Source organism: Bacillaceae bacterium S4-13-56, assembly GCA_040191315.1.
Lineage (GTDB): Bacteria > Bacillota > Bacilli > Bacillales > JAWJLM01 > JAWJLM01.
On the sequence record JAWJLM010000029.1, the window covers coordinates 13,182 to 35,743 of the forward strand.

Here is a 22,562-nt window from a genome sequence, read left to right on the forward strand (position 1 = left end):
TTTCTTATTTTTTCAAAGATAGATGTAATTGTAGTAGGAATCGATAAATCATTCCAATGGCTTCTCCTACTGTAATCTCATCATGAAACCCATCAAGACGTTCAAATGAAAAATTCACATCCCAAACACCATCTTGATCATTGAACATCAACCGATAACTTGTTTCGTCCCCATGCAAGGATTCTGAGAAAAAGCTTTTCAACCTGTCTTTTGCTTTTTTAGGGACCCTCAATCCAAACAAAGCAAAGTAACGACTAAAGACGATATCGTACTCCATTGATAACCCATCAATCTTTACAACATCAAACCATTTGGATTCTATGTATAAAAATTCGTTCTTTTTCTTTTTTAAAATGGCTACGGGCTCGTGCAACAATTTGTTAGGATTTTCTACCTCAATCAAATTCTCGGTTTCTTTATCTACTCTCTCCATATAACTATCTAAGAAGCGATCACTAGGTAAATCCTCTTCAAGAACTATATCCCGAGGGAAATTGTTGGATTCATTGAGAATTTGTAATTCCTCTGGAAATACCAAAATAGTTTGCGTACCTTTCCGCTTGCCCTCTTCCTCTAATCTTTCTTTCAACTTTTCCATAAGACCCCACCTCCTATCCTTTCCATTATACCCAAATGAATAGGAAGAAATCCAATTCACACGCTTATGGTTCAAAAGAAAAAATACTATTCCTATGAACAGTGTGTTAGTTTGACGAGCTTGCATTTGCTGCTGCAACAGCACCTATCCCAGCTAACATGGTGGCTTGCTGCGTTTGTATAAACAGTTTCTATAGTTGTAAGAATATTTGTTTGCTCCATTGTTGTATCCTCTTTCTTTTGACTATAAGAAAAATGGATACCACCATTAAGTTTATATCCTTATATCGTTTAAAAAACTGCATTTGATTAGAAACAAATAAAGTTTCACAACTATTTTTAGTAATTCAGCTTGTATTAAGAGAATTTTTAAAAAATATGGAGCATTTTTATAGGATTGTTATGTTTTCTTACGCACAATCCTTCAAAGCCAAGTTTAAGCGGATTAATCCTTATATAACTAGTTTGCCCATTTTTTTCTATCCCTGTACGATAAAATATGGATAGTGCAATGAGAAAATGACGAAGGGAGATTGGAACTATCAACGATTCAGTTGCTGCGATTTCAACAGATACCATTACTTTTTCAAAACCGTCTTTAGAAGACGGTACCGAAATGTGGAAGCTCGTAACAAATTCCACTCTTGATCAAAATTCTGCATATAAGTACATCATGATGAGTAAATATTTTAGAGAGACTTGTGTTGTAGCCAAACATGAGGATCAGCTCGTTGGCTTTGTGACCGCATTTATCCCCCCAAAACAACAAGATGTTGTTTTCGTGTGGCAAATCGGTGTTGACCCTAACTTTAAGGGTAAGGGAATTGCATCGAAGCTTCTCCATGAATTAATCAACCGGGAGGCTTGTCAAGACGTACGTTTCGTTGAAGCAACAGTGACCCCAGATAACGAAGCGTCAAAAGCCTTGTTCCGTAAACTCGCGAAAGATTTTCAAACCGAATGCTCGGTTCATGAATGCTTTTCAAAGGACTTATTCCCTACAGAAGATCATGAAGCTGAGGACACGTTTCGTATCGGTCCTATCGAGCACTAATTACTAGACGTTACAAGTCAATTTTGTTTTTGTTTCGAAGGATAACAAAAACCCTTTTGATCAAGACCTACTATACGTATGTTTAAAATACGAGGAGGAATCATTTTGAGTCAAAACAATTTAGATGTTTTTGAAAATATCGAATCTCAGGTGCGTAGTTATTGCCGCAGCTTCCCTACTGTTTTCACAAAAGCAAAGGGCCATTTAATGTGGGATGAATCAGGTAAAGAATATATTGATTTTTTCAGTGGTGCTGGTGCGTTGAATTACGGACACAATGACGAAAAAATGAAGAAAAAATTAGTGGAATACATCATGGAAGATGGTATTACACACTCACTAGACATGGCAACATCTGCAAAACGGGAATTTATTTCTAGCTTTAACGACATTATTTTAAAGCCACGTAAAATGGATTACAAAATTATGTTTCCGGGACCAACAGGAACAAACTCCGTCGAAAGTGCACTGAAGCTTGCTCGTAAAGTAACAGGGCGTACTGATGTTATTAGTTTCACGAACGGCTTCCATGGCATGACCATTGGCTCTCTTTCTGTAACTGGAAATTCCATGAAGCGCCGTGGGGCAGGTATCCCACTTCACCATGTGGTGACCATGCCATATGACCAATATGTGGACCACCAAGATTCTCTTGATTATTTGGAGCGCTTCTTAGAAGACAGTGGAAGTGGAGTTGCTATCCCAGCAGCGATGATTCTAGAAACTGTACAAGGAGAAGGCGGGTTAAATACAGCAAGATTTGAATGGCTCAAAAAACTGGAACAGATCTGTAAGCGTTGGGGCATCCTTCTCATTATTGATGATGTTCAGGCTGGAGTTGGGCGTACAGGAACATTCTTCAGCTTTGAAAAAGCAGGTATTAAACCCGACATCATTTGTATGTCCAAATCATTAAGTGGTTACGGATTACCTTTTGCTGTGACTCTCATTCGTCCAGATCTAGATGTGTGGACTCCAGGGGAACATAATGGAACTTTCCGCGGAAATAATCATGCTTTTGTTACAGCTACGGTTGCCCTAGATTATTGGAAGGATAAGAAATTTGAAGATTCCATTGAAGAAAAATCTATTGCTATCCAAAACTTTTTAAAATCCATGGTAGAAAAATACCCTGAATTAAAAGGGGAAGTTCGTGGACGCGGGTTTATGTCCGGAATTGTTTCTGAGGTGGAAGGCCTATCAAGTAAGGTGGCTGAGGAAGCCTTTAAACGAGGATTAATTATGGAAACAGCAGGAGCCAATGACGAAGTATTCAAGCTTTTCCCTGCCTTAACTATTGATACAGCTGCCCTTCAAAAAGGATTCGATATTATCGAAGAAAGTATCAAAGTTCTCGTAAAAGAACCAGTAGCACAATAAGAGAATAACTTTTCAATAGGAGGAAATGAAGATGAAAGTAGTTGCATTAAATGATGTACTAGAAACCGAACATGACGTTGATGGTGGGAATTGGGTTAGCCGTCGCCTTATTTTAAAAAAGGATGGAATGGGATACTCTGTACACGACACTATTATTAAAGCAGGAACAGAAACTCATATTTGGTATCAAAACCATTTAGAATCCGTTTATTGCATCGAAGGAGAAGGGGAAGTTGTTACTCTTAAGGACGGAAAAGTCTGGCCGATTAAGAAGGACGTTCTTTACGCTCTAGACGAAAATGATGAGCACCTCCTCCGTGCTAAAACTGACATGCGTATGGTTTGTGTCTTTAACCCACCGGTTGCAGGAACAGAAGTTCACGACGAAAACGGTGTATATCCAGTAGCCGAAGATGAATAGAAGTAACAAAAGAGGACAGGGGCTTGCCCCTGTCCTACTCATTTTGGCTAACCTATGATGTAACCCTTTTAGATTTCGTATCAAACAAGCTCTGTTGCTTTTGCATTTAATACAACTTGTTCTGGATTTTTACAACCTGGAATGACCGTGGTTACTGCCGAATGCTTCAAACACCACGCCAATGCCCAAGAGGCTATGGATACCCCTTCTGGCACCTCATTGTGTCCAATCTCTTCCACTTCTTTTAATAAGTCGGCGGTTACTTTTGGATCATGCCTAGATCGCACATCATCCTTAGCAAATTGAGCTCCCGGCTTATATTTCCCACTCAAGTATCCACTTGCTAATGGAACACGTGCGAGAACTCCAAAGTCCTGACGTTCAGCCGCAGGGAAAACTTTTTCTTCAGGAGCACGATCTAAGCGGTTGTATACCACCTGAATGGCAGAAACGCCATATTCCTCTCCCTTCTTCACTTGGTAATCTTCATCATTAGTACGCAAAGAAACCCCAAGGTGTCGGATTTTTCCAGCTTGCTTTTGTTTATCTAACATGGTCCATAAATCATCGTTATTAAATTCCTCATCTGTACACGAGTGTGCCTGGTACAAATCTATATAATCCGTATTTAAAGCTTTCAGTGAGGTATCCAGTTGTTTCAGGACATCGTCAGGACTCCAATGTCTAGTTCGGTCAAAATTCCCATGAAAATGATGGCCAAACTTTGTTGCCACAATCCAATCCTCTCTATTTCGGCGACTTATATAATCACCAATCAAACTCTCCGATAGGTGATCACCATAGCATTCTGCTGTATCAATTAAATTGATTCCTACCTCTTTGGACTTGTCCAAAATAGCATCCACTTCCTGTTGTGAAAATGCTTTTCCCCATTCACCGCCATATTGCCATGTTCCTATTCCGACAACAGATACCTCTAAATTTGACTTTCCTAGTTTACGATACTTCATAAAATTCACCTCGTTAGAATGTCTATATATTTCACTTAGACTATGTAGCTGACTTCCCACCACGTGCCAAAAGTAGACTATAACTTGTTTTTAAATCCCCAATACGCCCCCTCGTCCATATGAACAAATGGAATATCTGTATCCACTTCCCCTAGAATTCGCTCTATTTGAATATCATCCCCAGACAACCATTTTTTAAAATCAAACTCTTCTGGCTGCTGGTCCCCACCTAAAGCGAACCAAGATTTCAACTCTTTAGGAAAATAGACAGAGGTATGGATTGTTCCGGCCCAATCTTTATATAATTTAGAAAAAACTCCACCTTGGGAGTCATTCATCAAGCGAAAAGCCTCTTGACTACTTAATGAACCTGTATCTTGTTGTTTTTTGATAATATCCATTCTACGTTTCGAATCCGCTAAATGGTTTCGATTTTCTTTTGTTAACATTTCAAAATGGTTCGTGCAAACTTGCGCTTGTCGTACTTCAACTCCTCTTGGTGAGGCTTCCACAACATAAGTCTGTCCACTTTGGTCATAGACAATGTAGCTAAAAGAATGTCGATGGGGTATTTCTTGTAACATCTCTACAGCTTCACCAACTGTCGCACAGGATTCCAAAATTAAACGACCAATCATGCAACAAATGAACCCATCTCCGGGCTTTTTTCTGTGCATGAAGTTATAGCCAAGAACTAGGCCTCTTTCATTCATCCCATCCATTCTTCCTGTAACTCTTTGGCTGGGGCCCATTATGGCATAGCCTTGGTCTGTCGGTTGAAAAAAAACATACCTTCCTTCATAGGTCTTTGGATGATAATCATAGTTACGTATGAAGTAATCTTCACCTGTCATGATCGAGCAACCAGACTTCACATAGTCTAGCCTGTATCCACCAAACTCCATCAAGACTCGTTTCATATCCCACTCAAGGGCATCCCTCATCCCCACTAACTCGTCCCATACACCAGGAGCAAACCGAATAATCGCCTCCTTTACTTCTTTTTCTTCTACAGTGAATCGAGGAATTCTTACTTTCCATTGTTTCTCTCTATTTTTTATAGTTAATGAATCCTTTAGCAATTCACCTTGCCAAAATCCAAAATCATAGTGGTTTCCTCTAAACTGTAAAATGTCACTATGTATTTTTTTCATAAGAAGTTCTCCAATCTTGGTTTGTACCCTAATGGTAAAACATATTTATATCAAATTCCAAATAGAAGACTTGGCTAATCATACCAAGTTTATTTAATCATTCTTTCCATGTTTGTAACATGATAAAATAAGTTAATATTACAGAAATTTTCGAGTGATTAAAATTTTTCCAGGAGGTTACAGAGTGAAGCAAGTTTTTAATCTTATTTCTTTATCCATAATTTTATTTGGTGTTGGTTGTTCTGCTCAAAATGGTCAGGAAAACCAAATTCCAACGTCTAATGAAAATAATCTTACAGTGGAAGAAAAGGAAACTCCAGTGAATACCACTCCTGACGAGGTTGAACCAAAAACACCATCTCCCTCTCAAGAAAACTCTTCTGAACCAAAAGATGGATTTGTGAATGCAACTGTCACTCGTATAGTTGACGGCGATACGGTAAAAGTTGATATAAATGGAGAAGAAGATACTTTACGCTTGTTACTTGTGGATACTCCTGAAACTGTGGCTCCAAACACACCTGTACAACCTTTTGGTAAAGAGGCAAGTGACTTTGCTAAAAAGACGTTAACAGGTCAAGAAGTCCAGCTTGAATTCGATGGGCCAAAGCGTGATAAATACGACCGTTTGTTGGTATACCTCTGGATAGGTGACCAAATGTTTAACGAAATGTTATTGGAAGGTGGCTATGCTAGGTTAGCCTATGTCTATGATCCTCCCTACACCCATTTTGACGCCTATATGAAGGCTCAAAACCATGCATTGGATCAGAAGCTAAGGATTTGGAGCATAGAAGGTTATGTTACAGAAGATGGATTTTCTGAGGGTTTTGGAGAATCATCTGATCATTCACAAGACACTAATTCTTCATCGAACAAGGAAACTGAACCTAATGAGGAAGTCTACTATTCGAAGTGTGCTGAAGCACATGAGGCGGGTGTCACTCCACTTTATAAAGGAGATCCGGGTTATGGGACACATCTTGATGGAGATGGAGACGGGATTGCCTGTGAATAAAGACTTGTTTTGAGTGGTGCTTGGATATTGATGAGTTTTAAAGCTGATCCCTTTTATTTGGGGGAATCAGCTTATTTGTTATCTTTGCACGCAAATTAAACAAAACCATAGATGACATTCTTGCCAAGAATTTATTAAAGCTCAATCGCGAGCCGGACCATATCCCTACACTGGATCCCGTTCTCATAAATTTCCTGTTCATAATGTTTCACAAAAAAATCCTGATCAACTCCAGTAATACGAAATCCACATTTCTGGTAGAGTGCCAATTGACCAATACTTGAGTTGCCAGTTCCGACTTCCAAAACCTTATAACCACGATTTTTCGCCCTACTAACGGCATCAAGAACTAACTTTTTCCCAATGCCCATCCCTTGCTTTTCCTCTCTCACCGCAATATTTACTAACTCAATAGTTTCTGGCCTTGTTGGTAACAATACATACACACCAACAATCTCATCCTCCCATTCAGCAACAAAGCATTCTCCTCTATGGAAATATTGCTCAACTATCGCAACTGAAGGGTCTGCTAGCAGAAGCAGATTCATAGGAGCTGTCTCACCCAAATCTAGCCTTCTTACCTTAACGTCCATCTTGAATCACCCCAAAATAAATCATGAATATATCCAAGTGTATGTCCTAATTCTCCATTTTCCCACATCTTTTCAAGCTCATCTCTAGTTACCCATTTAGAATCAACCACCTCTGTTTCTTATCATGTTCAGAAAAGTCTTTTTTGAATAGCCATACATCATAAAAATCTCGATGATGATCACGTCTAAAACTTTTCACTATTTCCCCCTGGGCACCCCTTAAATTTATACCAATTTCTTCTTCAGCTTCTCGAATAATTCCGTCAAAACTAGATTCCCTTTCCAAAATAGACCCACCTGGACATTTCCACAAATTTGGATGGGGCTTCTGTGTATGTCTTTTTTGTACAAAAATCATTCCCTCACTATTTCTTATCCAAGCACTAACAACAATATGATATTCACCCTCTAGCAATCACCATCCACTTTATTCTATTACCTCTTACGCAAAACTATTAGTACTACAGGAATAAGAACCAGCGATAACAGACCACTTCCAAGTGATAGTATAGTAAAACTATATCCAGCCACAACCATACCTGAGAGTGCTCCCCCTGCTGCTCCTGACAGAGCAACCAGTACGTCTACCATTCCTTGAACTTTAGCCCGATTTATGGGGGTTGTTGCATCTACGATGAGTGCTGTTCCGCTAATTAGACCGAAATTCCACCCTAATCCTAGTAATATTAACGCAATCGTGAGAATACCTACTGAATCCATTGGTGCGTAGGCTGCAAAAATGCCAGCTAGAAGCAAGGTAAAACTGGATGCAAACACCATACTATGACGCCCAATTTTGTCAACAAGAACACCTGTCAAAAGGGAGGGAAGATACATGGCTCCAATATGAAAACCAATGATTAATCCAACTGCACTTAACCCATGACCATGATTACCCATATGCACAGGCGTCATGGTCATAACTGCCACCATGACGATTTGAGTAACTACCATGACGGTAGCACCAATACTAATTTCTCGCTTGTTTATTTCTAAGATCTCATCTTTTGTATCAATAAGTATAGGATCTTGTCTACTTTCTTTTGTTTCCAGCGCTTGTGCAATTTTCAGTGGATCTGGACGAAGAAAAATAAAAAGTACCAAACCTGCTAGAAAAAATGATGCTGCTGCTAAAATAAATGGACCTGCTAGTGAAGGTATCCCGATGGATAGTGCAAACTTACCCATTACGTTCACTAAATTGGGTCCTGCAACTGCTCCAAAAGTCGTTGCTACTAAAGCAATACTCACCGCCGTTGCTCTCTGCCTTGAATTCGCTAAGTCAGTACCTGCATATCGAGCTTGTAGGTTTGTAGCTGTTCCTGAACCATATACAAGTAAGGAAATAAATAAAAGAATGATATTGTGTGTTACAGCTGAAATTATCACCCCAACCGCACCGACACCACCTGTCATAAATCCCGTTGCAAGTCCAATACGTCGACCATAATGCTGTGATAAGTTTCCAACTAGTAATGCCGCACCTGCTGATCCTAGTGTAAATAATGCAATTGGAAGTCCTGCAAGGCTATCTGTACCTAACATATCTTCAGCAAGCAAAGCCCCTATCGTAATCCCTGAAGCAAGGCCAGCTCCACCTAAAATCTGGGCAATCACAATAATCATTAGCGTACGCTTATATAATTTCTTTTGTTTGTCTGGATTATCAATATAAAGCTGATGTATCTCTTCACTATTTTTTTCATCCATAAATTAACATCCTATCCTATAATTATTTTATGCCAACAATTTACATATCTAGTAATCTTTTAATCATCTTATTCCCAAATACTAGCAAAAAAGCAACACTCATAAACATCTAATTTATTTTATAAATATTTTTTGATAGATTTCCTTTAAGACCATTTAGGAAGGCGCTGGTCTTCCGCTCTCTTTTCAATAGCTTGGTTCACGTCGAACCTCCTCTTCCCATAATGCACTCCATATACCCATATGGGTATAGTTAAATACATTATAAAGAGAAACCACTAACTTTTCAAATAAATCTTTTCATTACATTGTAAAAGATAACCACTCAAGTAAACGCTGTAAAAACAAAGTTTTAGACATAGTCCATATTGAGCTGGAGAGGAAACAACATCGTTGCCGAAGTTGTAGTCAAGTGGTACATCGAGTTCATGATTATTGAATCCAGACAATTAAACATAAAAATTTTTTAGTAGAAGGACAGCCTTGTTTTATCGAAAAAGAAGATATGTAAGTAAAGGATTTAGGAAACGATTTTAGGAAGATAATACAATTGTCGAGAGGTATCAACGTTAGTCAGTAGAATTCAACCATCCATTGGATTGGAATTAATAGAGGGGAAGAACTACAAAGATGTGGCTTCTTGCTTTCATACTCTTCCTCAAATGCTGTCATGCGCCGCTTTGATTAAGTAAGTTCTTCTATGTTAGAAGAGACAAATCAATTACCTGAGCAATTGTGATTGACGAGGGGGATGCAGGTGTAAAAAAATTGATAAATTCATTTGGTAGTTGCTTATTTGATTCTTTATTCGCTATCATAAAGAAGACACCTCTTCTGTATTGGTAGTGTTTTTTAGACATTTACACTATACCAAACATTGAGGTGTATGATTATTTTTCCTGTCAAGGATCATATTCAACGACTACTAGCCATACAGATAGTTATTTCAAACACATTTTTCTTGGTGCGAAAGTTGAGTTATTCACGAATTATTCTACTTTAAATTGTCCCATCATACCTGCATCTTCATGTTCCAAAATATGACAGTGATACATAAATGTGCCGGCATATTTAAAGGTAGCAATAAGTCTAACTTTTTCATCAGGATAAACAAGGATCGTATCTTTCCAACCAGATTCATTAGCAGGAGGACGCTCACCATTACGGTCAATGACTTGAAATTGAACACCATGTGCATGAAATGGATGAGGCATACCTCCCATCATTCCAGTTGCTTTATTTGAAACTTCCCATATTTCCGTATCATTCAGCTTTAAATATTCATCTATTCGTTTTATATCCATTTGTTTACCATTAATATTCCAATTTCTACCCATTCCTTGTAAAACAAATTCTCTAGTGTTGATGGCTTCAGAAGAATCAATTCTTTCCATATTCACTATTTTTTTTGGAATATTATAGGATTCGTTGATTTCATCATTGACAATAAACTTCATGAGTTCAGTACCTTGATCGGTTAGTTCAATTGTATCTCCTGTTTTATAATTTGAGAAATCTACTATAATTTCAGCTCTTTCTCCAGGACTAATTATAAGTTTCTTCATCTCTACAGGTGCTTCAAGTAAGCCCCCGTCACTTCCAATTTGATAAAAACTTTGCTTGTTACTTAAAAATAATTCGTAAAATCTTGCATTTGAACCATTCAATATACGAAATCGCACCTTACCTTTTGAAACCCTTAAATGCGGATTAATAGCACCATTAACTAATAACGTCCCTCCCTGCATTCCCATCATGACTTCTTGCATCCCTAACTTATATTCGAACCTTCCATTTGCATCCAGCTTCTTATCCTGCAGAACTAGTGGTATATCGTTAATGCCATATTCACTTGGAATATTAAGACGATTCGACTCATGATCATCAATGAAAAATAAACCTGCAAGCCCCTTATACACCTGCTCACCAGTTTTATGAAGTAAATGAGGATGATACCAAAGTGTCGCTGCTGGTTGGTCAATTGTAAACTTTGGATTCCAGGTTTTTTTAGGATTAATAATAGAATGGGGACCACCATCATTTTCTCCATCTACTTCTAGTCCATGCCAATGAACAGTTGTATCTTCATTGAGTTCATTTTTCACCTTAATAGATACTTCTTGACCCCTTCTGACTCTGATTACTGGTCCTAGGTAGTCTCCGTTATATCCAAAAGTATTTGTCTCCTTCCCCTTGATAAATTCTTTCTTAGCCATTTTTGCTGTTAAATAAAATTCTGCTTTATTGGGGTCAGTACTCTTATTTTCTAACAGCGGGGGAATTGGTAATGCTATTCCCCCGCTGTTCTGAGTATTAATTTCATCTATTTCATTGTTACTAAAGAACTTACTAAATCCCACTGGTATCATAGAAATAGCAATTAATCCAACTGTACCCTTTAAAGACTTAGAAAGAAAATCTCTTCTATTGTATTGGTTCATTTTGCGCATCCTCCATTAAAATCATTATACTATCTGAATGGTAGGCGAATAGTTGATTGGATATAATATTGTAAAATAAAAATGTGCAAAATCGATCAAGAAATTAATATAAATTGAAGTTACAAGTAATAACGGTATTCTTAAAACAAAGCTAACTACAAAATAATCCCCTTGTCAAAAATTTTTCCATTGTATCCATAAGAATCCACCATTCCAAAGGATCCCTTGTCCTCCATTCATCATGATGATTTCTTCCTTCTATAATAGAATTGAATTTGAATTTAGTATTATACTGCTTTTCATTACTTATAAATCCTGCTTTTTGATAACTTCTTTAAGGATTGGTATACTTGTTTCAAAGTTAGGAGGTATTCTACTAATGAGTGATTTAACCGTAACAGTATACACACGCCCTACATGATCAGATTGTCAAGCATTGAAAGAGTTTCTTTCAGCTCAACATATTCATTATACCGATATTGACTTAACTCAAAACCCTGAAAAGGAAGAGGAGTTAAAGAAAAAAACAGGGAGTAAAATTGTCCCAGGAATTATTATCAGTAAGTCTAGATTTTGGGGATTCTCAAAGCAAGAAAAGTATTTTATCGGATTCGAACAAAATGAATCAGAATTAAGAAAAATTTTAAATGTTTAGTGATGTATGCCAATATAATGTGGATTTTCACCCTTATGATAATAAACTTATTTTCAGTCCGTGCTTATTACAAAAAGCAGGAGGCACCTCCCATTAAAAGTTTGGTGTCTCCTGCTTTTCACTAATAATTAATTTCTTCATCTACCTGCATTCTTAATTGAAATTACTTCCATAAGTTTTTTGAAATCTCCATGAAAACATAATTCCTCTTTAAACTCTCAAACGGAATTTCCAGTTAATTTTTTACAAATTATCGATGAAGTCGTTTTTTATTCCGAGCGTTTATTTTAAAAATATACAAACAAAGCCGCTGAAACCACCTCATTTAAACTCACTTAATGGGGAATTGTTCAGCTGGGTACTTAAATTACGTATTTCGTATTCATTTTTGGTCTCCTTCTTAATAACTTAAAACAGCATCTGCTTAGTAAGGTGTTTCTAAAAAGGTAACAACGCCCGCAACCTATGGCCATCTATTAATTCCTCTTTATTTAATTCATGAATTCTTTCAAGATCATTTTCTTCGTACTTTCGAATCTCTAGATTCATCCAAAAACCCCTTTCCACACATCCATATTTTCACCATTATAGCAAAACTGATATGATAGAGAGGTGTTAACAGAATGTCTTACTCAAAATTGGAGGAACTAAAATGTCATTTGAGCAAATACTTGAAAAATATGCTGAATTAGCCGTTAAAAATGGAGTCAACATTCAAAAGGGACAAGAACTTGTTATTACAGCACCTATTTCATCTATTGAATTTGTCCGAATGTTAACGGACAAGGCCTACCAAGCAGGTGCCTTAAAAGTGCACTATGTGTGGGGGGATGATGAATTAACGCTGTCTCGCTTTACATACGCTCCGGAAGAAAGTTTTCAAGAGTATCCTGATTGGGATGTGAAAAAATTCGAGGCACTATGTGAAAGAGGAGCCGCCTTTTTAAATGTAAAAGTTCCTAATCCTGACCTTTTAACCAATGTGGATCCAGAAAAGGTTGCCCTAGACAATAAGGTAACAGCTCAAGCATTAGCCGAATACAGAAACTATCGTATGAATGATAAAGTTAGTTGGACCATCGTATCCGTACCATCCGAAGCTTGGGCCACCAAAGTATTTCCTGATGTTAGTAAAGAAGAAGCCGTTGAAAAGCTTTGGGAAGCCATTTTTAAAATGACGCGTGCTGACCTTGAGGATCCTGTAGATGCATGGCAAAAACATAAGGATAACCTTCAAGAAAAAGCCACATTCCTAAACGAAAAGAAATTCAAGAAGCTTCATTACAAAGGACCAGGTACCGATCTAACAATAGAGTTTCATCCCAAACACCTTTGGTTATCGGCTGCTGCTAAGCATCCAAACGGAGTGGAATTCATCAAAAACATCCCAACAGAAGAAGTTTACAGCCTTCCATTAAAAACAGGTGTGAATGGAAAGGTAACGAGCACAATGCCTCTAAACTATAGTGGGACACTCATCGAGGAGTTTTCCTTAACCTTTAAAAACGGAAAAATTGTGGATTTTGAAGCCAAAAAAGGCTATGAAACTTTAAAACGTTTGCTGGAATCCGATGAAGGATCCCATTATCTCGGGGAAGTTGCTCTTGTATCCAACAATTCACCAATTTCTCAATCCGGAATTATTTTTTACAACACCCTCTTTGATGAAAATGCTTCCTGCCACCTTGCCATTGGAAAGGCCTATCCAACATGTTTAGAAGGTGGAACATCCATGAGCAAGGACGAACTAGAGGCAGTTGGAGCTAACGATAGCCTTACTCATGTTGATTTCATGATTGGCTCAGGTGAACTCGATATTGATGGAATTACGGAAAATGGAGACACTGAACAACTGATGAGAAATGGATTGTGGGTCATTTAATAGAGATGAAATCTAAAAGCCGTTCTATCTAAATGATAGAGCGGTTTTTTTATACCATTAGGTAAACGTTATAACTCAGAAAATGGGTGAAAACCTACATTGCAAAATAAGGAAGACTGCATATGGTAATACATAGGTATTTACACAATTGATAACATGAAAGGATGAGATCGTTGGCTGGACATAATGAATCACAATTTTTACACGTGAATCAAATAGACCCATGCCGCAAAACATTTTGCGCAACTCGAGACGATTATGCACCCAACTTTTCTACTGAAGGCTTTGTCAATGGAGAAATCCAAAACTTTAGCCTAGAGTATTATACAGGGAAATGGACTATATTATTTTTTTATCCTAGTGATTTCACTTTTGTTTGACCTACTGAATTAGCAGCAGTTGCTGCTCTGTATCCTCAATTCCAACAACTAAACACTGAAATTTTAGCAATCAGTACAGATAGTGTCTATTCACACAAAGTTTTTCAGGAAACATCCCCATCCTTAAAGGACGTTCAATTCCCCATGTTAAGTGATCGGACCCTTGAAATTAGCCGTGCCTACCGAGTGTTAGACGAAAAAACTGGAGCTGCTTTTAGGGCAACGGTATTCATAGATCCAGAAGGTATCATTGTCTCGAAAATGGTATATCCAAAGGAAGTCGGAAGGAATTCCTATGAAATTCTACGACTACTTCAAGGAATCCAATATGCCAGAGAGACGAATACAGGAGTGCCAGTTAATTGGACCCCCGACAAACCAGAGATTCAACGAAAAACAAGGAATATTGAAAAATATAAGGAGAGGAGGACCACACATGAACTATAATCCTAATGAAATATGGGAACGACAACTAACACCCGAGACCTACGGTGCAAAAGGAGCATTAAATGTTCCTACACTTACGTTAAATACTATGCTAACTTATGCCCTTCAGGATGAGTATCTTGCCCAAGCAAGATATGATACTATCCTGCAAAAGTTTGGTGCTATTCGACCGTTTACACAAATTAAGCAAGCCGAAATGAGACATATCAGTGCCTTACTTCCACTTTTTCAAAGATACTTTGTACCAATACCAGAAAACCACGCTATTAATTTTGTGACTCCACCAGCAACATTACAGAATGCTTTTGCCGCCGGAGTCCAAGCTGAAATTGATAATATTAACATGTATGATCGCTTTTTAACTTTTAATATCCCAGCAGGTATGCAAATGGTCTTTACCCAGTTAAGGAATGCCTCAGTCAATCACCTAGCTGCATTCCAACGAGGTTTATCAGCCACATCCTAACTAAAGGGAGACACGACAATCCATCAGTGTCTCCCTTCTACCTAACAAATTCTCTTTTATATCTTAGCGAAACAACACCTTTCTCCTCAGGTAATGAATACGTTGGCTGCTCCCCTTGATATACAAAACCAACTGCTTCATAAAAAGGAATCCCCATAAAATTATCCTTTTGAACAGACACCCACTGTTCCCTTGCTCCACGTTTCGCCTGTTCTTCCGTAATCGTTGCAAGCAATTTACTTCCGATTCCTTCCCGCTTCCTGGATGGATCTAAATAAAGGACAAACAACTCCGTGATTCCTTCACCTGTGAATCCACCCCCGCCAGCACCCACTACATCTCCATCATCTACTGCAACATACCATCCATTCCATCCCTCACTCACATGTAAAGTCTCATTCAACACTCGTTTTTCATTATAAAATTCACTTATTGTTTGCTCGATATATTTTTGTGGAAGAAGTTCATGATAAGTATGCCGGTAACCCTCCGAGCATACTCGAACAATTCCTTTCACATCTTCTTCCCCTGCTTTTCTTACTTCGACCATTAACCTCTCCCCCTCTTCCAACCCTATTTTTATGACTTTCACCTCATCAAATTCATTAAAACTTCATTAAAACTATTTTTATATTCACTTTTATCTAACTCTCTCACCCAAAACTCCAATAAAAGCAATCTTTATTTGAGTTTCCTCCTCCATTTTTTCTCCAAAGTCAATTATAGAGGCTTTTATTTTAACTTTTCATCTACTGACGTGGTCAAAACTCCATTTAAACAGCTCTTTAATTGACTTTGCCCCCCTTACGACACACAAAACTAAAAATAGAGCCGTCCTTAGTTCACTTTTACCATAACAAAAGCCGTTAAACTAAATAAAACCTCTCCCTATAGCCACTTTAGTCTCCACCTTCAAAGCATAACTCAATTAAGAACCCCCTCAAATTAAATTTCACCCCCTCATCCTCCAAAAAACTCTACATTTCCTCCCCTCCCCTCTTATGGTAAAATTCACATTAATCAACTCAAATCAACAATAAGGAGCTATTTTCATGACAAAATACAAAGCACTCTTCTTAGACATAGACGGCACAATCGTCACACCCGATGAAACCATCGAAGATTCAACAAAAGAAGCGATCGCCAAAGTCCAGCAACAAGGTATTCACGTTTTCCTAGCTACCGGAAGACCACTACACGAAATCCAACACATCACTGAGCAACTCCAAATCGATTCCCTTATCGGATACAACGGTGCACTCGCCATTATGGATAACCAAACCATCGTCAACGAACCCATGGACTCAAGCCTTATTAACCACTACATTAAAACAGCAAAAAAACTTGGCAACGAAATGGTCCTATACACAGACAAACTAAACATCTACACCAACATCAAAGCTCCCGTTGTCAAAGAATTTATAAAACAATTCCACCTAAAACAAAACGAACAACTCCATATCCAAACCCTAGACAACATACTCGGAATCAGCATCATCGACGTAACTGATCAAGAAATCCAACAATATCAAACCAATGAAACCATATATTTTTCAAAAGTAAACGTCGAAAGCATCCCAAGTTCCTACGACGTCATCCGTGAAACCGTCAATAAAGGCATTTCTATAAAAAAATTACTCGAGATTCTAGGAATCCCTAAAGAAAGTGCCATCGCCTTTGGGGACGGGATGAATGACAAAGGGATGCTCTCCAATGTAGGAGAGAGCTTTGCCATGGGTAACGCACACCCGGACCTTATTCCGTACGCCAAGCACCAAACAACTAGTGTCACCGAATCTGGCATATTCAACGGACTAAAATCACTAGGGCTGTTATAATAATTTATATCTTATTTTTACATAGAGAAAGGAGGAATAGTGTGGGAGAAACTTATGCAAAACAACAACCAAAGCAAACGAAACGTCCATTAGTTTTAGCAGCTTTGGTCATATCGATGTTTATGGCAGCGATTGAGGGAACGATCGTTGCCACAGCCATGCCAAATATCGTGGCAGACTTAGGGGGATTCAGCATCTATAGTTGGGTATTTTCCTCCTTTCTATTGATGCAAGCTGTCACCACTTTATTTTTTGGAAAGCTATCTGACCTATTTGGACGAAAGCCAGTCTTTATTGTTGGAGTAGGTATCTTTTTAATTGGGTCTATTTTATGTGGATTTGCAGCATCGATGACAACTCTTATTATTTTCCGACTGATCCAAGGGCTAGGAGCCGGAGCAGTTAATCCGATGGTTTTGACAATTGTTGGTGACATGTATACCATGGAGGAACGTTCTAAAATTCAGGGATATTTATCAAGTGTATGGGGGATTTCCTCTATCTTAGGTCCACTTTTTGGTGGCATAATTGTTGAACTTTCCGATTGGGCATGGATTTTTTGGATAAACATTCCACTAGGAATCATTGGCGTCATTGGTGTAACCCTCTTTTTTCATGAAGACATTAAGCATGAAAAGAAATCGATTGACTATGCAGGCTCCGCTCTGTTCTTCATTTCTATTTCTGCTCTTATCATTATTTTAGTTCAAGCAGGAGTTACTTGGCCATGGAACTCGCCTGAAGTCTTAGGTTTATTATCTATTTTTGTTATTGGATTTGCTTTATTCTTATGGCAGGAAACACAAGCAATAAATCCTATGATGCCATTAGGTATTTGGAAAAATCAATTGATCTCCATGGCAAATATCGCCACCCTCACATCAGGAATGATCATGATTGGAATTTCCACCTTTTTACCTACTTATGTTCAGGGGGTTATGGGGTATTCCCCAATAATTGCAGGATTCACATTGAGTACGATGTCCATTGGGTGGCCGCTTTCCTCTACAGCTGCTGGGCATTTGGTGCTCAAGATTGGCTTTCGAAAAACGGCTATCTTGGGTGGGGTCGCCTTAATCATTGGAACCATTGTATTCATGTTTTTGGATCAGTCAAAAGGACCGATTTATGCTGGATTTGGTTCTTTCTGTATTGGGGTTGGAATGGGATTAACGAGCACCACCTTTATTATTTCCATTCAAAGCAGTGTTGATTGGCAAACCCGTGGAGTTGCTACTTCTCTCAATTCATTCATGCGCTCCATAGGTAGTGCTCTTGGTGCTGCTGTTCTTGGTGGAGTTTTAAACATGAGAATGATACAGTCCCTAGGAGAAAAGGGTGAGGAACTCGCTGGTAAAGTAGATTTAAATAATGCCAATAGCCTTCTTGATGAGGAGTTACGTGCATCTCTCTCAAGGAATATGCTTCAAGCCTTACAAGACGCTTTATCTGCATCGTTACACTCTGTATACATTGGGTTATTTATCTTAGCCATTATCACCCTTGCCTTCTGTCTTTGGATACCGAAAGTAGTGAAAACAAAGTCTTAAGGAGCGATCCATTTGAAAAATATTTATCTAGATTATAATGCCAGCACCCCTATTGCTCAAGAGGTCAAGGAAGCCATTCTCCCCTATTTAGATACGGGATATGGAAATCCTTCTGCCCTCCATTACGAAGGAGTAAAAGCAAAAGAAGCTGTGGAAAAGGCCAGAAAACAAGTTGCAGAGCTTATAAACGCTTCAGCAGATGAAATCATTTTTACAAGTGGAGGTAGTGAGTCCAATAACCATGTGTTAAAGGGGGTTTTCCATACCTTTCAAAACAAAGGAAAACATATCATCACCACAAAAATCGAACACCCTGCTATTCTTAATCCATGTCAATACCTTGAAAGCATAGGTGCCAAAGTGACCTATGTAGGTGTGGATTATTATGGACGGGTGAATCCAGCAGATATTGAAAAAGCTATTACGGATGAAACCATTTTGATTTCTGTTATGCATTCTAATAATGAAGTTGGTACTCTTCAGCCTATAGTTGAAATCGGAACAATTGCTAGAAAACATGGAGTTCTATTCCATACAGATGCCTCTCAATCCATTGGTAAAGTACCTATTGATGTAAAAGAATTAAATGTAGATTTTTTAACAATCGCTGGTCACAAAGTGTACGCTCCTAAAGGAGTTGGGGCCCTTTATATTCGGGATGGCATTGAAATTGAATCTTTTATGCATGGAGCTGGACACGAAAAAGGCAGACGAGCAGGAACAGAGAATATTTTACTAGATGTCGGGCTCGGAAAAGCATGTGAATTAGCCAAAGAGCAGCTTCCTAAGAATCAGGAGATTCAAAAAGTAAGAGATTATTTTTGGAAGCAGCTTCAAGCAGAATTTGGAGAAAATATTTCTTTAAACGGGCATCCAGATTTCAGGCTACCGAATACATTAAATGTGAATTTCATCAGGAAGATTGGTCAGGATCTTTTATCCTCAATTCCAGAGTTAGCCGCTTCTACAGGCTCAGCCTGTCACTCTGGAGAGGTCAATTTATCGCCTGTATTAAAGGCAATGAATGTCAGTGAAATAGAAGGTATGGGTGCTATAAGATTTAGTTTAGGAAGAAACACAACGAAAGAGGACATTGATCAAGTACTGAAGTGGTTAAAAAATGTAGTGTAAAAAAATATAATAAACAAATTTCAAGACATGCGTTCGGCATACGGACGCATGTCTTTTTGGTTCATTTGCTAATACATAAACATTGTACTAGGTGCCATTGACCTTGTGGAGCATCGTCGTTAGTACAAAGGAGAGCTTTCATAGTTCCCCTTTAACGGCTTTGGTATAAATATCTATCTCACCCAATATAAATGAAGTAACAAATTATACTGGGGGAAAGATAATGGCTGATGAAGTAATGGTAGATGAGTCGTTTGCATTATCAGAAGATACATTGAGGAAGTATTATGAATTAAACAATCAGAAAAAAGAACTAGAAAAAGAAATGAACCAAATCAAAAAAGAAATTCACCACTACTTAGACGAAACCTTTGGAAAAGAACAAAAAGGGGAAGTGAAACTGGGTAAATATAAAGCTCAGCGTACTATCAAGTCTTCAATAAACTATGACCAGGAGAAGACGGTACAAAAATTAGAGGAACTAAATCTTAAAGATTTTATCTTACTAGTCAAACGACCAGATACTGAAAAACTAGAAGCTGCTATGAAAATCGATTTAGTTAAAGAAGACGAATTTAAAGATTGTAAAACAGACAGAAAGACTCAAGCCATTATAGTAAAGGAATTAAGCTTATAGACAAAAAACGTTTGGGTTTAGTTTATCCAAACGTTTTTTAGCTTATTGCCTAATTATTTCAGTAATTCTTTTTGCTAAATAAGAAACTCTTCACAAAGTAATCTGACACATTCCTTTCATGGATACTGTTGGTTCGAGTTTATAGAAGATGTTACCCTTTTTTCACCTTCTCCATTAAATATTGGACAAAGGCGTCATCTCTTTCTAACCAGGCTTGTTCCTTTTTCTTTAGATGTTTTTCGGCATCGTCATAGGTAGAGTGGTGACCCTCCAATTTTCCTTCATTTTTAGAAATTCCCCAGGTGCCATGAGATCCTTGCTGGATAAGGAATAGATCTCCAGACCAATTTTTATAAAGAGCTCCAAACTCGGATTCCTTGATATTGAATCGATTTCTTTTAGCATCTTCTCGAAGTGGTTGCATAGAAAATGTTTTGGCAACAAACTCGTCATATGCCTGTTGATTCATAGAAGCACCAGATGCCTTTTCATGCCCTCCTCCCCCATAATTTCCTGCTACCGCTGAAACATCCACGTCATCATGAATGGTTCGAAACCCCATCCGTTTTCCACCTATGTTAAGAATCACAATATAATCCAAGTGCGGGAATTCTTTTCCTAATTCATTTCCTAATTCAGAATGGTACTGTTCAGCATAAACGACTCCCGCATATTTTCCATCTATTTTTGTCTGGGTTACTTCTCGTTTTTTCCTCCTAATGTATCGGTCAATCTTCTCTTCTTCCATCTCCAGGATTTTCTTTTCAAAATCGTCAAAATCGAAGGACTCAGAACCACTTAATTTTCGGATCATTTTTTCTTCAAAATTTTCCATAGAGACAAGAAAAAATAAGGAGTTTAAGCGCTTAGCCTTCTCATTCTGATTTTTTTCCCATTCCCATGTATCATATTGACGAACAAGCTCCACATACTCGCTTATAGCCAGAGAAGGTGTTAAAAATTCATTGGCAACCAGATACTCATACAGTAAGGAGGTTGCAGAGGTTAAATTGCCCTCTTTTTCTACCACTATCTTTCCCCAGTCAAAATCATTTAACGGTAGAGCCGTTTTATGATGATCAATCAGTTGAACTTTTCCACCCAAATCTACAAATTCCTGTAAACGAAGGGCGTTTTCTTCGCTTACCGACAAATCTGTTATTAGCAAAAATATATCTTTGTTTCCCTGTTCTACAAAATTTTCAACATCACGATCTAAGCTTGATATGGAATGGTACCTAACCTGAACGTCATCACCAAAAGCAAGCTTGGCTAAGATCCCACAACTTACCCCGTCTAGATCATTGTGCGACATTAATTTGTACATTGATGCTCCCCCATTCAATTATCCATTTTTTCATCTAATGCTTGACGATCAGCAGCTGTCGGCGGCTCTTCCAACCAACCATTTTTAATGAGAAGATTTATCCCATCCTCTGCATATAGAGCAATTTCTGCGATCATTTTTGAATACATTAAAACTAAATCCTTCCTTTGCGTGGCAGAAAGAGCAGCACCATAGTATCCAGCTGCTACTTCAACTATACTCACGAGATGAAAAAGCATCAATTTATCCGAAAATGGGGCCTCTGTTGAGTGTGTGACTTCACCCTGATATGACTTAGGTGTAGGCAGATGAGCTTGGGCTAATTTTTTTCCCATTTCTCCAAGATGTTTTTCACAAAGTTTCATCCCTCGTTGAAAATAATTCCGAATTTCCCTAGAATGAGCAGTCTGACTGAATCCAAGTTCAAGGATCACTTTTACTATTATTTTTTGCATATTATTGACGCACATCTTCTCGAATGGTTGTTGCTAGACAAAGAGTTTAGCTGTTTAAACCATGGAGAGTCATGATTTGCATATAAATATACATAATATTATTTGTAAACAAAGATGGTACCTTAAGTTTAACATCTTCCTCGGAAAATCCTTTAGATATCGGAAAATTTTCATTTTTCATAAACGTACTAACTTATCCAAATGGGTTTTAGAAAGGCTTACTGACTTTTTGAGAATTTCTGCTAATTCCTTATTTTTACAAGTAGACAATAAATATCTGTTCACACAAATAGCCATACTATCGGTTATGTATTGTGTCCAAAGGTTAGCAAGCAATCTATGGAGCAGTCAATTTTTTCTTTTTTTCAAAAGATAAGTATAAAATTTGTCTAGCTCCAGCGAAAAAGCTTCATCGAGTAATCTTCGAAGTTTTTGCCCCGAGTAAGGAAAGCTAC

Annotated in this window: 22 protein-coding genes; 12 read left to right on the forward strand and 10 right to left on the reverse strand. The window is 38.0% G+C overall.

What is annotated here, in order from left to right; translation table 11 throughout:
* Positions 1-4: 4 nt before the first annotated feature.
* Positions 5-598, reverse strand: coding sequence for a hypothetical protein (locus RZN25_09480; GenBank protein ID MEQ6377049.1), 594 nt, complete (start codon positions 596-598; stop codon positions 5-7).
* Positions 599-1,213: 615 nt separating this feature from the next.
* Between RZN25_09480 and ectA the strand changes: the two genes are divergently transcribed.
* From ectA to RZN25_09495, 3 genes are all read left to right on the forward strand, one after another.
* Positions 1,214-1,651 carry a diaminobutyrate acetyltransferase gene (gene ectA, locus RZN25_09485; GenBank protein MEQ6377050.1) on the forward strand — a complete coding sequence of 146 codons (438 nt, stop codon included), beginning with the start codon at positions 1,214-1,216 and terminating at the stop codon, positions 1,649-1,651.
* Positions 1,652-1,756: 105 nt separating this feature from the next.
* Positions 1,757-3,031, forward strand: coding sequence for a diaminobutyrate--2-oxoglutarate transaminase (gene ectB, locus RZN25_09490; protein MEQ6377051.1), 1,275 nt, complete (start codon positions 1,757-1,759; stop codon positions 3,029-3,031).
* Between the two features lie 31 nt (positions 3,032-3,062).
* Positions 3,063-3,452 carry an ectoine synthase gene (locus RZN25_09495; GenBank protein MEQ6377052.1) on the forward strand — a complete coding sequence of 130 codons (390 nt, stop codon included), beginning with the start codon at positions 3,063-3,065 and terminating at the stop codon, positions 3,450-3,452.
* Positions 3,453-3,532: 80 nt separating this feature from the next.
* Here RZN25_09495 and RZN25_09500 read toward each other — a convergent pair whose 3' ends face one another.
* Entirely contained in the window at positions 3,533-4,423 is an 891-nt protein-coding gene (locus RZN25_09500; GenBank protein MEQ6377053.1) for an aldo/keto reductase, read from the reverse strand.
* A gap of 77 nt (positions 4,424-4,500) precedes the next feature.
* A complete protein-coding gene (locus RZN25_09505; GenBank protein ID MEQ6377054.1) occupies positions 4,501-5,577 on the reverse strand; it encodes a C45 family peptidase in 1,077 nt (358 codons plus the stop codon).
* A 184-nt stretch (positions 5,578-5,761) separates the two neighbouring features.
* Between RZN25_09505 and RZN25_09510 the strand changes: the two genes are divergently transcribed.
* Positions 5,762-6,595: a thermonuclease family protein gene (locus RZN25_09510; GenBank protein MEQ6377055.1), complete on the forward strand. Its 834-nt coding sequence runs from the start codon at positions 5,762-5,764 to the stop codon at positions 6,593-6,595.
* 134 nt (positions 6,596-6,729) lie between these two features.
* Here RZN25_09510 and RZN25_09515 read toward each other — a convergent pair whose 3' ends face one another.
* The 4 genes from RZN25_09515 to RZN25_09530 form a co-directional block, all read right to left on the reverse strand.
* Complete coding sequence (locus RZN25_09515) at positions 6,730-7,188, reverse strand: GNAT family N-acetyltransferase (GenBank protein MEQ6377056.1); 459 nt, start codon at positions 7,186-7,188, stop codon at positions 6,730-6,732.
* A gap of 88 nt (positions 7,189-7,276) precedes the next feature.
* On the reverse strand, positions 7,277-7,603 hold the full coding sequence (locus RZN25_09520; GenBank protein MEQ6377057.1) for an NUDIX hydrolase: 327 nt from the start codon (positions 7,601-7,603) through the stop codon (positions 7,277-7,279).
* A 20-nt stretch (positions 7,604-7,623) separates the two neighbouring features.
* Complete coding sequence (locus RZN25_09525; GenBank protein MEQ6377058.1) at positions 7,624-8,898, reverse strand: MFS transporter; 1,275 nt, start codon at positions 8,896-8,898, stop codon at positions 7,624-7,626.
* A 989-nt stretch (positions 8,899-9,887) separates the two neighbouring features.
* A complete protein-coding gene (locus RZN25_09530) occupies positions 9,888-11,339 on the reverse strand; it encodes a multicopper oxidase domain-containing protein (GenBank protein ID MEQ6377059.1) in 1,452 nt (483 codons plus the stop codon).
* A gap of 436 nt (positions 11,340-11,775) precedes the next feature.
* Here RZN25_09530 and RZN25_09535 point away from each other — a divergent pair, with 436 nt between their 5' ends.
* The 4 genes from RZN25_09535 (at position 11,776) to RZN25_09550 (ending at position 15,169) form a co-directional block, all read left to right on the forward strand.
* A complete protein-coding gene (locus RZN25_09535) occupies positions 11,776-11,994 on the forward strand; it encodes a glutaredoxin domain-containing protein (GenBank protein MEQ6377060.1) in 219 nt (72 codons plus the stop codon).
* A gap of 652 nt (positions 11,995-12,646) precedes the next feature.
* Complete coding sequence (locus RZN25_09540) at positions 12,647-13,876, forward strand: aminopeptidase (GenBank protein ID MEQ6377061.1); 1,230 nt, start codon at positions 12,647-12,649, stop codon at positions 13,874-13,876.
* A gap of 164 nt (positions 13,877-14,040) precedes the next feature.
* Positions 14,041-14,703, forward strand: coding sequence for a peroxiredoxin (locus tag RZN25_09545; protein ID MEQ6377062.1), 663 nt, complete (start codon positions 14,041-14,043; stop codon positions 14,701-14,703).
* A complete protein-coding gene (locus RZN25_09550; GenBank protein MEQ6377063.1) occupies positions 14,693-15,169 on the forward strand; it encodes a hypothetical protein in 477 nt (158 codons plus the stop codon). Before RZN25_09545 ends, RZN25_09550 begins: the two co-directional genes overlap by 11 nt.
* Positions 15,170-15,206: 37 nt before the next feature.
* Here the strand turns inward: RZN25_09550 and RZN25_09555 are convergent, their stop codons facing one another.
* Positions 15,207-15,719 (reverse strand): GNAT family N-acetyltransferase, encoded by a 513-nt coding sequence (locus RZN25_09555; protein ID MEQ6377064.1) that lies wholly within the window; start codon positions 15,717-15,719, stop codon positions 15,207-15,209.
* Positions 15,720-16,221: 502 nt separating this feature from the next.
* Between RZN25_09555 and RZN25_09560 the strand changes: the two genes are divergently transcribed.
* The 4 genes from RZN25_09560 (at position 16,222) to RZN25_09575 (ending at position 20,325) form a co-directional block, all read left to right on the forward strand.
* Positions 16,222-17,007: an HAD family hydrolase gene (locus RZN25_09560; GenBank protein ID MEQ6377065.1), complete on the forward strand. Its 786-nt coding sequence runs from the start codon at positions 16,222-16,224 to the stop codon at positions 17,005-17,007.
* A 41-nt stretch (positions 17,008-17,048) separates the two neighbouring features.
* On the forward strand, positions 17,049-18,557 hold the full coding sequence (locus tag RZN25_09565) for an MDR family MFS transporter (protein MEQ6377066.1): 1,509 nt from the start codon (positions 17,049-17,051) through the stop codon (positions 18,555-18,557).
* A gap of 12 nt (positions 18,558-18,569) precedes the next feature.
* A complete protein-coding gene (locus RZN25_09570) occupies positions 18,570-19,688 on the forward strand; it encodes a cysteine desulfurase family protein (protein ID MEQ6377067.1) in 1,119 nt (372 codons plus the stop codon).
* Positions 19,689-19,911: 223 nt separating this feature from the next.
* Positions 19,912-20,325 (forward strand): hypothetical protein, encoded by a 414-nt coding sequence (locus RZN25_09575; GenBank protein MEQ6377068.1) that lies wholly within the window; start codon positions 19,912-19,914, stop codon positions 20,323-20,325.
* Between the two features lie 151 nt (positions 20,326-20,476).
* Here the strand turns inward: RZN25_09575 and RZN25_09580 are convergent, their stop codons facing one another.
* Together RZN25_09580 and RZN25_09585 are read right to left on the reverse strand one after the other, a co-directional pair.
* On the reverse strand, positions 20,477-21,652 hold the full coding sequence (locus RZN25_09580) for an oligoribonuclease (protein ID MEQ6377069.1): 1,176 nt from the start codon (positions 21,650-21,652) through the stop codon (positions 20,477-20,479).
* A gap of 14 nt (positions 21,653-21,666) precedes the next feature.
* A complete protein-coding gene (locus RZN25_09585; protein ID MEQ6377070.1) occupies positions 21,667-22,107 on the reverse strand; it encodes a DUF3231 family protein in 441 nt (146 codons plus the stop codon).
* Between the last annotated feature and the right edge of the window lie 455 nt (positions 22,108-22,562).

What these genes read in the sequence shown, in the direction of transcription:
- RZN25_09525 (MEQ6377058.1), bottom strand. Translation starts at nt 8,898, where the DNA reads ATGGATGAAAAAAATAGTGAAGAGATACATCAGCTTTATATTGATAAT.
- ectA (MEQ6377050.1), top strand. Translation starts at nt 1,214, where the DNA reads ATGTGGAAGCTCGTAACAAATTCCACTCTTGATCAAAATTCTGCATAT.
- RZN25_09495 (MEQ6377052.1), top strand. Translation starts at nt 3,063, where the DNA reads ATGAAAGTAGTTGCATTAAATGATGTACTAGAAACCGAACATGACGTT.
- RZN25_09555 (MEQ6377064.1), bottom strand. Translation starts at nt 15,719, where the DNA reads ATGGTCGAAGTAAGAAAAGCAGGGGAAGAAGATGTGAAAGGAATTGTT.
- RZN25_09540 (MEQ6377061.1), top strand. Translation starts at nt 12,647, where the DNA reads ATGTCATTTGAGCAAATACTTGAAAAATATGCTGAATTAGCCGTTAAA.
- RZN25_09500 (MEQ6377053.1), bottom strand. Translation starts at nt 4,423, where the DNA reads ATGAAGTATCGTAAACTAGGAAAGTCAAATTTAGAGGTATCTGTTGTC.
- RZN25_09560 (MEQ6377065.1), top strand. Translation starts at nt 16,222, where the DNA reads ATGACAAAATACAAAGCACTCTTCTTAGACATAGACGGCACAATCGTC.
- RZN25_09505 (MEQ6377054.1), bottom strand. Translation starts at nt 5,577, where the DNA reads ATGAAAAAAATACATAGTGACATTTTACAGTTTAGAGGAAACCACTAT.
- RZN25_09515 (MEQ6377056.1), bottom strand. Translation starts at nt 7,188, where the DNA reads ATGGACGTTAAGGTAAGAAGGCTAGATTTGGGTGAGACAGCTCCTATG.
- RZN25_09585 (MEQ6377070.1), bottom strand. Translation starts at nt 22,107, where the DNA reads ATGCAAAAAATAATAGTAAAAGTGATCCTTGAACTTGGATTCAGTCAG.
- RZN25_09550 (MEQ6377063.1), top strand. Translation starts at nt 14,693, where the DNA reads ATGAACTATAATCCTAATGAAATATGGGAACGACAACTAACACCCGAG.
- RZN25_09530 (MEQ6377059.1), bottom strand. Translation starts at nt 11,339, where the DNA reads ATGAACCAATACAATAGAAGAGATTTTCTTTCTAAGTCTTTAAAGGGT.
- RZN25_09580 (MEQ6377069.1), bottom strand. Translation starts at nt 21,652, where the DNA reads ATGTACAAATTAATGTCGCACAATGATCTAGACGGGGTAAGTTGTGGG.
- RZN25_09575 (MEQ6377068.1), top strand. Translation starts at nt 19,912, where the DNA reads ATGGCTGATGAAGTAATGGTAGATGAGTCGTTTGCATTATCAGAAGAT.
- RZN25_09480 (MEQ6377049.1), bottom strand. Translation starts at nt 598, where the DNA reads ATGGAAAAGTTGAAAGAAAGATTAGAGGAAGAGGGCAAGCGGAAAGGT.